We start from the raw sequence: 12,128 nt of genomic DNA on the forward strand, positions 1-12,128 counted from the left end.
AGATTAATAACCCTAGATTGATAAATCCCGGCATATCCGGATACTAAAATTTATAAATTCACGATATTCAGCAGGAAATACATTTTGATTATCAACAACTTAGTTATTCAGCTATAAAATCCGGTGATATTTCATAAATTTGCATGTTATTTAGAAATATGAAGAAGATTCATTTGATAGTATTGGCAGTTTTCCCTGTTTTTTTCTTTTCCCAGAGTATAAGAGGATTGAATATTCCCGACTCATTAAAGAATAAAAGCGATAAATATTTTGATGATGCTTATAATAAGGTATTCCAAATTGATAATGACAAAGCAGAGCATTTGGCCAACTATATTTTAATAAAGGGAAAAAATGAGAATAATAAAAAGATTATCTTCGAAGGCTACTACAATATTGCCCGTGTAAAAAATCTCAAAAATGAGAACGGACATCCCTTTGCGGATTCCCTCATCAATGCCACTAAGAATGTTAGTAACGCTGAATATCCTGCCAAATCTCATATTCTGAAGGGAATTCTGTTTAATAATGAGGGGAAATATAAAGAAGCTTTAAATGAATATACTGTTGCCCTCAATCTGAATAAGGCTGAAAACAAGGAACAATTTTATTACGTAAGCAAGCTTATTGCTATATTAAAAACTGCGACAGAGGAATATGAGGAAGCTTTGCCGCTTTTTATAAAATATTACGATTATGAAAGGGATAAAGTTAAAAATACAAACCTTGATGCTAAAAACTATATTTCGTCCATTTTTTCTCTAGCCAACATCTACACAAAATGCAAGGATTATAAAAAAAGTATCCAGTTTGCAGATCTCGGATTGGCAGAATGTAAAAAGTATAATGATTACTCCAATTACAATTATCTCCTGATGATAAAAGGAATCAGCCTTTTTTATTTAAAGGATTTTTCGTCATCTGGTGTCATTTTATCCAACATTGAAAAAGGATTAATCAATAGTAAAGACTATATTAATTTAGGTATTCTATACTATTATCTTGGAAAAATCGAATATGAAAATCACAAAGAAGAAGAAGCTGTAGAGTACTTTAAAAAAGCAGACTCTATTTCCTTTAATTTTAACGGCTTCGAGGCCATAAAGAGAGATGGATATGAAATTTTAATTGATTTTTATAAAAAGAAAGGGGACTTAAATAATCAGCTAAAGTACATTAATAACCTGATGTATAGTGACAGTATAATAGCTGTGAACCGAAAAAATCTTTCAAAAGAAATTCTGAAAAAGTATGATACCCCTTTACTTATGAAAGAAAAGTTAAATATAATTGATAAACTGAACCATCAGAATATATGGTTAATAGTTTCTCTGTTATGTATTACTTTACTTTTCATATTTATTATCCGAAAAAACAGAAAAAAGATAAAAGAATACGAAAAACAGGCTAAAATACTGTTAGAAAAACCTGTAATAGCTCCTGCTCCTGTATTTGCAGAAGAAATAAAACCAGAAAGTAATACAGCTCCTTCTGCTTCCGTTGAACGAAAAGAAAAGACCACCAAAAATGATCTCACTTCCAATTCAAAATTTAAAATATTAATTGACAAAATTGAGGAATTTGAGAAGACGAACAGCTTCCTTGCGAAGAACATTACATTAGACTCTCTTTCAAAAGAGTTTGACACCAACAGAGACTACCTTTCTAAGCTTGTGAATGAATTAAAAGGTAAAAACTTTTCACAATATCTGAACGAACTTAGAATTAATTATATCGTTGAAGAATTAAAATCGAACGAGAAAATTAGAAAACATACCATTGCCGCCATTGCAAATGATATAGGCTACAACAACGCTGAATCTTTTACCAATGCTTTCAAAAAAATAACGGGGACTCTTCCTTCTTACTACATAAAAGCACTCAGCTAAACACAAATAACAACACACTAATTAGCAATACGTTACAACCTCACCTTATCGAAATTTATCAATTCCGGTATATATATTTTCGTTCTTAGCAAGATTAGAACTTTATTTGTACATCAATTTATTAAATCAATTTTAAATCATTTTTACTAGTGAAAAAGCTTAAGAAAACAGAAAAAAAATTATCATTAAACAAACTTCAAATGTCTAAAATAACACGCGGGCTGAATTCCATCAGGGGAGGTTTAGGTATGGATAACCTGGGTTTTGCAGGAGATAATGGAGCGAACGACACAGTTGTAAATAAAACACTTGATACGATCGATATCCAAACAGGAACAAACTAAAAAATTAATAACCACTTCAACATTTTATCAGTAATTTTGGAAAAAATTACTGATTTTTCATTCTATGAAATACATACTAATTGTACCTTTCTTTTTATCGTTTACTATTATTTTTTCTCAAAAAATAAGCATTAAACAATTTAACGAATACAATATTGAAAAGATAGAACCTTTAATGTCATATTTAAGTTCTGAAATACAAAAAAAGTATGAAGAAAAAGATAAGGCCGCAAAGTATGATAATCTTTTCAGGGTAAATATGGCCGGAAAAAACTATGACGTTGCTTTAAGCCAGCTGGATTCTGTACGAAGTGTGTACAAAAAAAGTAATCCCTCTATTGCTCATGCAATGGGAACGCAGTATGAGATCTTCATAAAAGCCAAAAAAAATAAAAATTCTCAAACAGACTTTCAGCAGGCATATAAGGAAGAATTCAAAAAAAAATATGAAAGTTTGCCTGTAAAGTCTCAGATTATACTTACCCGCTATTTTAGTGGTGATACGGAAAAAACAAAAAAAGATCTTCTGGCTTCTCTTAAAAATGATGTGCAAAACAAGGACAGCATCGATTTAAAAAAAGCTATATTGCTGTGCAGAAGCTATAACGCCTACATAGCAGGACCTACTTTTGACATAGCCCTAAAATACTTAAAAGATTTAGACTCCCGGAACTTTGAGGTAATGGACAGCTTACTGATCGACAACCAAATAAGTATAAGAGTTGTTTTAAATAAAAAAATTACCCACCCCGAATCTACCATTTTAACCAATTCTATCTATCCTGATAATGAGGATGTAAATGACCAGAAGCAGCAGGCAAGTTATGGATATCATTCCGTATATATCTATCCGCGGGGGAAATATACCAGCAACTCTGCAATAGAACCTTTTGAGCATGAACAGGAAGATATAAATAAGGTTATAGACTGGGTGATAAAACAGCCATGGAGTAATGGTAAAACTGGAATGATCGGGGGAAGCTATCTGGGATTCAGCCAATGGGCTGCCGCTAAAAATATTCACCCAGCCCTGAAAACTATCATTCCGCAAGCTTCAGTGGGAATCGGAACAGTAGATTTCCCCATGAACAACAACATCTTCGCATCTTACTGTCTTCGCTGGATTAATTATGTTACCAATAACAAAATGCTTGATCAAGGCTTTGTGGATGAAGATAAATGGCATTCGGTTTTTAAAAAATGGTATGAAAGCGGTGAAGCATTCAACAGATTAGATTCTATTGCCGGTAAAAAGAGTGAAATTTTTCAACGCTGGCTAAAACATCCTTCATTTGATAATTACTGGCAAAAAATGATTCCTTATAAACGGGAGTATTCAAACATCAATATCCCCGTTTTAACTATTACAGGATACTATGATTCTGATCAGCTGGGAGCATTATATTATTTAAGAAACCATTTTAAATATAACAAAAATGCCTATCATTATGTCATTATTGGCCCCTATGATCATTCAGGAGCACAAGGTTATATTAAAAGTAATGTAAAAGGGTATACTATTGATCCTGCAGCCAATATTGATCTTGGAAATATGACAATGGAGTGGTTTGATTATATTCTGAAAGGTAAAGCAAAGCCATCTTTTCTTAAAGATAAAATTAATTACCAGGTAATGGGAGCCAATGAATGGAAAAGTACTTCCAACATTGATGATTTTGATAAAAATAAATTAAAATTCTATATCACAAGCCAGCATCAGCTTTCCTTACAAAAAGAAGCTCATAAGGATTTCACATCGATAAAAGTAGATTTAAAACAACGTTCCAATGCAGCTGAGCTTTTAAAACAGAATGATAATGTGATAGATACTCAAATAAATCATCCTGATGCAGTGGTATTTTCATCAGATCCATTTGACAAACCTTTTGAATATTCTGGAAATTTCAGGGGCCGTTTAAAACTGTCTGTTAATAAAAAAGATGTCGATGTATACATGAAATTGTATGAGAAAACCCAGGAAGGTAAATATTTTTTACTGTCTACTTACTATGGAAGAGCAAGCTATGCTAAAAGCTCAGAGAAAAGAAAATTACTGCGTGAAAACAAAGAAACGGATATAACTGCTGTCAACAACGAATTTGTAAGTAAAAAAGTAGCAAAAGGCAGTACGCTTGTCTTGGTGCTGGGAGTTATAAAAAATCCACTTATGCAGATCAACTATGGAACTGGAAAAGATGTGAGCGAAGAAACCATCAAGGATGCTGCGGTTCCTGTAGAAATAAAATTTTACAACAACAGTTTTATAGAAATCCCTATTTCACTTAAATAATGCCACGTTTTCCATTTCAGTTTTTTGACACATTTGTTGTGAGATCGCCGATTTTTTCCTACAAAGAATTTCAGGATAATTTCTCTGGTGAAAACATCACTAAGGGATCTTTAGAGAAATATTGCAACCATACAATTTTTAGAGAAGCCATTTATTTAGCTTCTCTTTCCTTATATGATGAGATAGAGAAATTGACGGATCGTGATCATACAATGTCTCATTTGCCCAATGAAAAAACAAAGATTTCATTATTAAAATATTATAACCGTACAAGTACCCGTTCCACTCCATTTGGTTTATTTTCAGGAGTAAGCATCGGCCGATTTGAAAAGGAAAATACATTTCCGGTATTTTCAGAGGGCGTAAAAATACGAGATACAAAGCTTGACATGCATTTTCTGGTCGCTCTCTCCGAGCAGCTTATCTTCATTCCCCACATTAAAAACAGCCTTTTATTTTTCCCTAACAACAGTATTCATCAGGTCGGAAGCAAAATCCGCTATATGGAATATGAAAATAATAATGGAAAAAGAGATTATGTAGTGTCTTCTGCACCTTTGTCTAAAGAATTAGAACACATTATACACTTTTGTAAGGCTGGTAAAACGATAAACCAGATTGCTTCTGTTCTTATTGATGAAGAAATATCTCTGGAAGAAGCAAAAGAATTTATTGATGAGCTCATTGAAAACCAGGTTTTAATCAGTGAACTTAATCCAACCGTTTCAGGAGATGATTTCCTGGAACTTATCATTTCCGTTCTCAAAAGAATCGGAGCTCACGATGAAAAAGAAATCCTGTCTGCTATAAAGAGTAAAATTAATGAACTGGACTTACATTTTGGAAATACCGCCGAAGCATATTCTGAAATTGAGGCACTCATCAAAAAACTGAATGTACAATATGAAAAAAAATACCTTTTTCAGACAGATCTTTATTTTGCCAGTGAAACGGATTTATCTTATCAATGGAAAAAAGGGCTGAAGAAAGGAATTTCTTTTTTGAATAAAATTGCTGTTCCTCACAAAGAAACTGCTTTAGAAAAATTTAAAAAAGCTTTTCATGAAAGATTTGAACACGAAGAAGTTCCATTATCTTATGCTTTAGATCCGGAAATAGGAATTGGTTATTTACAAAATATCCCTGCAAAAGGAGTTCATCCCTATATTGAAGATTTAATTCTGCCGTATTCCCGTCAGCAAAAAGAAATTCACATTAAGCTTAATCCATTACAGGTTATCCTGAATCAAAAGCTGCAAAAAGCACTCTGGAATAAAGATGCCGTAATTCATTTAACTGATCAGGACTTCAATGGTTTTGAAGAAGACTGGAAAAACGTTCCGGACACTTTATCTGTAATGGCAGAAATCGTGTCTGAAGACCAGCAGGAAAAATTATTGCTCAAATCCATCAGTGGAAATGCCGGAAAATTATTGGGCAGATTCTGTTCAGAAAAATCATCCATAAAAGATTTAGTGAAAACCATTGCTGAAAAAGAGCAGGAACTTAATATGGATAAAATCCTGGCAGAGATTTTACATTTGCCTGAATCCCGAATCGGAAATGTAATCAGAAGACCATCAATAAGAGCATATGAAATTCCATATTTGGCCAGTTCGGCGTTAAAAACAGAAAATCAGCTTCCTATAGACGATTTGTACTTGTCAATAAGAAATAATCAATTATTTTTAAGGTCAAAAAAGTATAACAAGGAAGTTATTCCTCATTTAACAAACGCTCATAATTATTCACATAATTCGTTGCCTATATACCATTTTTTATGTGATTATAATAACCAGGATGTGAAACCTTATTTATCATTTAGCTGGGGCGGTTTATCGCAAATTTATGAATGCCTTCCCAGAGTAGAATATCAAAATATAATTCTGTCTAAGGCGCAGTGGAAGATTGATTCCGAACAGATTCATTATTTTGATTCTATTCTTCAGTCTGGTCAAAAAGATCTTCTGTTTCAAAAGATTGAAGAGTGGAGACAATTAAAAAGGATCCCGCAATGGATACAGTGGGTAAAGGGAGATAATACACTGGCAATCAATCTGAAAAATTACGATTTAATTCAAATATTTTTATCATCCGTAAAAAATGAGAAAACAATTTTTATTGAGGAGTTCCTGTGTAATGATCAGTCAGATTATATTCATCAATTCGTTTTCTCTCTTTATAAAGATCTATAAATAAGATGATAACCAGAAAATTTCATCCGGGAAGCAAGTGGCTTTATTTTAAAGTCTATACTGGAGTCAAAACTTCAGATATTATTTTACAGGAAGTTTTGAAACCCATCGTTGAGCAATTAAAGGATCAAAACATCATTGAAAAATGGTTTTTTATACGGTATAATGATCCCAAGCCTCATTTACGGATTAGATTAGCCCTCAGAAACCTTAATGACCATCATCATGTTCTGCAAATGTTTAACTCAGTATCTCAGAATTATCTGGAATCTGGGGAAATTTCTGCCTTCATCATAGAAAGCTACTCCAGAGAACTTGAACGGTATGGAGAAAATACTATAGAATATGCAGAAGACCTTTTTTTTAAAAGCAGTGAATTGATTTTAAACTTTCTGGAATACAGCGACGAAGAAAAAATCATCGCATCTCTGTTTTATATTGATCATATTTTTACAGTACTCCGTCTATCTGCAGAAGAAAAAACAGAATATATAAAAGGTTATGAGAATGCTTTCAAAATAGAATTCAGGGCAGATAAACACTTAAATCAGCAGTTGAAAAGAAAATATAATGAATTTTCTCCCGGATACTTTGAATTCATTACTTCCGGCGAATATGAAGAAATAAGGGACTTGATATTGAATACTATTTCCGAAAGTAATGTACCACTTCAAGAAATTCTTAGACTAAGAAAAGAAAGTCTGCTAAAAGTTTCTGTAAAAGATTTCTTCCAAAGTATTTTTCATATGCATATTAACAGGCTGTTTGTTTCCCATCAAAGATTATTTGAAATGGTAATATATGATTATTTACTCCGTTTCTACAAGGCAACAACAATTATCGGAAATCCCGTTACACAATAAAAAAACCGCTCACATTACGTAAGCGGTTGATTTTCTGTGGTCCCGCCTGGGCTCGAATATTTTTTATTTTTTCCTTTATTTACGGTACTCTCAAGCAACTGTATTTACAAAGGGAAAGTATAGGGGAAATTTATTCATTTAAGTCTGTAAAAGAGATTTAAGTTTTTCAACTATATTTATAGTAGTAAGAACTTTTGCAGACAAGAGGATAGCAGGATAAACTTCTGGAATGTGTATAACCTTTTACCCAAGCTAATAAATCCTCTTCTATAGATACTTTCCTAGATAGAAATCTGAATGCCCTTGAATTTTACAAAAGGGATTCAGAAAACGCTCAAGGATAATTCTGATTACTGTTGGTTTTTGAGCCAGATAAAATACATTGGGGATGTTTTTTACATCAGTTCATTATTTTTGAATTTTATATTAGGTCACAACGTCTTTTGTATTTTCCTTAGACAGCATCCACGGTATTATAAAATAAAAGGCTATCGCAATAAGAGTTGCGCAGCAACCTGTACCAATCCATAGTACCTTAAACCCAAATCTTTCGGCAATTAAGGTTCCTATAAAAGGGGTAACAATAAAGGCTAAGGAAAAAGAAATACCATTCAGCCCCATGTAAGCTCCTTTATTATTAGCATCGGCTCGTAAAGCTGTAATGGTAGACATAAAAGGGAGTGTCCATATTTCACCGATACAAAGTATGCTCATTGAGATAATCAAAGTAATAATACTATAATCAAATGCAAGCATTGCATAAGAGAACCCGCACAGGAATGTTCCTAAAAACATTATCGTTTTCAATTTAAAATATTTCTCCGCAATTTGGACAAGTGACATTTCTAATAATACAATCAAAATACCATTGTATCCTAAAAGATAACCAATGTTTTGCTGGCTAAGATGTGCTGTATCTTTATAAAAAATGGTTAATGTATTTAAAAGCTGAAAAAAACATATCATAAAAAGCATACAAAAAATACAAAAGATTAAGAATTTTCGATCCCTGTAAGGAGAGCTTTTATTGATGGTAATGGTTTTCTGTATTTTTTTAGGATTTTCCGCCAAGAGCTTATCTCGTTTTCTAAAGAACACTATATATATTATCCCGGCCAAGAGTGCTCCCAAAGCATTACTATAAAAAAGAAATTCATAAGAAATAGCAGACAGAACCCCTCCTAAAGTTGGACCGATAGAAAATCCTAAATTCACAGCCATCCTATTCAACGAAAATGCTCTTGTAATATTTCCCGGTTTTGTATATTTAGTGACTGCCACTGAGTTTGCGGGACGAAAAGTCTCACTTACCGTGCTCTGTACCAGAATAATACCAGCCAATCCTATTTCTGTTGTGAAAAGAGGAATCATACAAAACAAAGGCACGCTTAGCAACAAACTAATACTCTGCACTTTATATTCACCAATTTTGTCGGTAACAATTCCACCCAACCAGGAGCCGATCACAGATCCTATTCCAAAAAAACTCAGAATAATTCCCGAATTCTCAATGTTGAAATGCAAATGAGTTGTCATATATACTCCTAAAAACGGGAGTACCATAGATCCTGAACGATTGATGAGCATCACCAATGCCAACATCCAGCTTTCCTGAGAAAGTCCTTTAAATGAGTTCGTATAATTTTTAATTAATTTCACGGAAATAATTCGTTTTAATAAAGTACAAACTATCAAAATAATAAGACAGAAACTTATTTTTCAAAACTAAGTGTACTATGAGGTTACTATTATTCTTATGGGCCTGAAGTTTTTTGATCTTCCTTCAGCATTTTGAATACATAATATTACACAATGATTATTGGATCATAATTTATTTAGCTTTACATGTTCCAAATGAATATTCTTCTCCTGGATATCCAATCCAGAAGCTGCAACATTACAGCTATATTCATCATTAATAAAAACTTCTTGCACACAGTAACTCTCATTACCGATCATACTCCTATTTTCTAAAATTTCAAAAGATGTCAAAGGAATTGATAACCCCTTACCATGAGCTTTGACTACAGCTTCTTTTTCTGTCCAATAGGTAAAGAATTCTTTGACAGTGTTTTCAGAGGTGTGTAATCTGTTTAATTCATTCTCAGTCATTTGAGTTTCAAAATCCATATAATTGATTTTATGATCAATATATTCTACATCAATTCCAATAACCGATTTACTAATACAGCATACTACTAGGCTTCCTGAATGTGAAATATTAAAATGTACATTATGGTCTGTTAAAATAGGTTTATTGTTCTGTGTACAGATTAGTTTAAAATCCTGAATATCAAGATAACCATTTAAACCGTATTTTAAAAGGACTCTTCCAAGTAAAGATAGTTGGGCATCCTGCCATCTTCTGTATTTCTGAATTTTCGTACTTAAATCAGTGGAAAAAGCATGTAAATATTTATCTAATAAATACTGATGGTTTTCTTCTTCTATAAATGCATATAAAATAATCATTAGGACAGGAATATATTCATAAATAATTCTTACTTATCATTCGATTTTACAGTAAACAAAATTGTTATTACTCGGCAATTGGAACAGAGACGCTATGTATATTTCCAAATGCTTTTTTAATTTGTGCTGCCAGCTCTACCGGATGATTATAAATAAAGAAATGATCTCCTTCCAAAAGTAATTTTGTGAAAGATTGACTTGTATAATTTCTCCAATTGTCGATATTTTCGGCATTCTCTTCACCTGTTCCCATTAAAGCTATAATTGATGTAGATTTTAATGCTGAGGGGATCTTTTCATCTTTTATATCAACAATTTCAAAATCAGCTCTTAGAATGGGTTCCAAAAACATATAGAGTTCGTCGTTTTCAAGCAGTTCACTGCTAATACCTCCAAGGTTTTCTAGTTCTTTTTTAAATTCTTCATCAGGCAGTAAATACATTTTTTTTTCTCTGTAGACTCGGGGCCCGGCATTTCCTGAAACAACCAAAGTCTGCGCCGGATCTCCAGATTGTTCCAAATGTTTTGCAATATCCAAGCCCAGGCCCGCCCCCATACTATGACCATAAAGAATAAATGGGACATTAGTATTTCTCCGTGTTCTCACTTGCCAGACCAGATCGGAGATTACCTGAGATCTGGTCTTTAGTAAAGGTTCGGACATCCGTTTTCCCCTGCCTGGTAATTCCAGCGGTATAAAGTCAAAACATTCTTCTAAATATTCTTTCAAAAATGAATATGAATAGCAGTTTCCACCTGCGAAATGGAAAAGAAAAAGTTGTGGTTTGATGTTCATGTATTATTTTTTAAACAGAAATAACTTTAAAGTTTACATATTTTTGTAAACAATCAGGAACTGCAACAGATCCATCTGCTTGCTGGTAATTCTCAAGTATAGCTATCATAACTCTCGGAATGCCAAAAGCACTTCCGTTTAAAGTATGTGCATAGACATTCTTTTTACTATTTTCATCTTTAATTCTAATCTTGGATCTACGTCCCTGAAAGTCACCACAATTGCTAATGGAGCTTACTTCCAGCCATTCCTGGCTTCCGGCTGCCCAAAGTTCAACATCATAGGTCTTCATGGCTGCAAATCCGATATCACCTGAGCATAACAGCTTTATTCTATACGGAATCTTTAACTGTTTGCAAATTGAAACTATATGTTCAAGCATTTTCTCATGCTCTGTTTTGGATTCATCAGGATGGCAGATCTTATACAGTTCCACTTTATCAAACTGATGACCTCTTTTTATTCCTCTTACATCTCTTCCGGCACTCATTTTTTCTCTTCTAAAACAAGGAGAATAGCTGCAATAGTTTATAGTAGAAAAATTAGAAGCAAATAACTCATTTGCATGAAGATACGTAATGGAAACTTCAGAAGTTGGGATAAGCCAGAAGTCTTCCTTATGATCATGATACAGGTTCTCTTCGAACTTAGGGAGCTGGCCTGCCCCCAGAAGACACTTTTCCTGAACAATATAGGGTAAGTTCAATTCTGTATATCCTGATTCATTGTGTTTTTCCAATAAGAAATATATAAGAGCTCTCTGTAACTGAGCAAGCTTGTTTTTTAAAACATAAAACCGGGAACCACTTAATTTCACTCCTCTTTCAAAATCAATATCTCTCTTACAGACCTCTATATCCCAATGTTCTTTTCTTTTAAAATCTGATGCGTCAGGAACATTTTCAGAATACAAAATAACGTTTTCATCTTCGTCTTTTCCTACTGGGGTATCTTCATCCAGTACATTAGGTAACTGCATGATCAAATTGGAGTATTTGTCTTCCAACTCTCGTTTTTCTTTTTCCAAAATGGAAAGACTGGATTTAATTTCCCTGGCTTTTGCTATTTTATCATCATCTGATACAACTGAATTGCTTTGACTTAAAACGTTTCTTTCCTGTCTTAATTTTTCGTAGGTATGTTTTGACTCATTTAATAATTTGTAAACTTCTAAAATTTTATCCGTTATTGTACTGTCCTCACCTCTGTTTTCCAAAGATGCATCTACAAATTCCTTTTGTTTTATTAATAAATCTATATTTATCATTTTTATAATTAT

The 12,128-nt window shown here is 33.0% G+C and carries 10 protein-coding genes; 6 read left to right on the forward strand and 4 right to left on the reverse strand.

All coding sequences use genetic code 11. The annotated features are described in order from the left end of the window. The first annotated feature begins 158 nt into the window (after positions 1–158). From DDF69_RS11450 to DDF69_RS22430, 6 genes are all read left to right on the forward strand, one after another. On the forward strand, positions 159–1,889 hold the full coding sequence (locus tag DDF69_RS11450) for a helix-turn-helix transcriptional regulator (protein ID WP_162800911.1): 1,731 nt from the start codon (positions 159–161) through the stop codon (positions 1,887–1,889). 200 nt (positions 1,890–2,089) lie between these two features. Next, positions 2,090–2,233: a hypothetical protein gene (locus DDF69_RS11455; RefSeq protein ID WP_162800912.1), complete on the forward strand. Its 144-nt coding sequence runs from the start codon at positions 2,090–2,092 to the stop codon at positions 2,231–2,233. Between the two features lie 175 nt (positions 2,234–2,408). Beyond that, positions 2,409–4,523: a CocE/NonD family hydrolase gene (locus tag DDF69_RS11460; RefSeq protein ID WP_228411975.1), complete on the forward strand. Its 2,115-nt coding sequence runs from the start codon at positions 2,409–2,411 to the stop codon at positions 4,521–4,523. Beyond that, positions 4,523–6,718 (forward strand): lantibiotic dehydratase family protein, encoded by a 2,196-nt coding sequence (locus DDF69_RS11465; RefSeq protein WP_114820899.1) that lies wholly within the window; start codon positions 4,523–4,525, stop codon positions 6,716–6,718. Before DDF69_RS11460 ends, DDF69_RS11465 begins: the two co-directional genes overlap by 1 nt. Positions 6,719–6,723: 5 nt before the next feature. Next, positions 6,724–7,581, forward strand: coding sequence for a thiopeptide-type bacteriocin biosynthesis protein (locus DDF69_RS11470; RefSeq protein ID WP_114820900.1), 858 nt, complete (start codon positions 6,724–6,726; stop codon positions 7,579–7,581). A 269-nt stretch (positions 7,582–7,850) separates the two neighbouring features. Then, entirely contained in the window at positions 7,851–7,925 is a 75-nt protein-coding gene (locus tag DDF69_RS22430) for a hypothetical protein (protein WP_317048656.1), read from the forward strand. Positions 7,926–8,007: 82 nt separating this feature from the next. On the opposite strand, the gene DDF69_RS11480 is transcribed toward DDF69_RS22430, so the two are convergent. From DDF69_RS11480 to serS, 4 genes are all read right to left on the reverse strand, one after another. Then, positions 8,008–9,183 carry an MFS transporter gene (locus DDF69_RS11480; RefSeq protein ID WP_114820974.1) on the reverse strand — a complete coding sequence of 392 codons (1,176 nt, stop codon included), beginning with the start codon at positions 9,181–9,183 and terminating at the stop codon, positions 8,008–8,010. Between the two features lie 222 nt (positions 9,184–9,405). After that, positions 9,406–10,053 carry a 4'-phosphopantetheinyl transferase family protein gene (locus tag DDF69_RS11485; RefSeq protein ID WP_114820901.1) on the reverse strand — a complete coding sequence of 216 codons (648 nt, stop codon included), beginning with the start codon at positions 10,051–10,053 and terminating at the stop codon, positions 9,406–9,408. Between the two features lie 67 nt (positions 10,054–10,120). After that, the gene (locus DDF69_RS11490) at positions 10,121–10,849 is read right to left on the reverse strand and encodes a thioesterase II family protein (protein WP_228411977.1); all 729 of its coding nucleotides are present in this window, start codon (positions 10,847–10,849) and stop codon (positions 10,121–10,123) included. Between the two features lie 10 nt (positions 10,850–10,859). Beyond that, positions 10,860–12,116, reverse strand: coding sequence for a serine--tRNA ligase (serS, locus tag DDF69_RS11495; RefSeq protein ID WP_114820902.1), 1,257 nt, complete (start codon positions 12,114–12,116; stop codon positions 10,860–10,862). Positions 12,117–12,128: the final 12 nt, after the last annotated feature.

It is taken from the genome of Chryseobacterium sp. KLBC 52 (genome assembly GCF_003347605.1).
Lineage (GTDB): Bacteria > Bacteroidota > Bacteroidia > Flavobacteriales > Weeksellaceae > Chryseobacterium.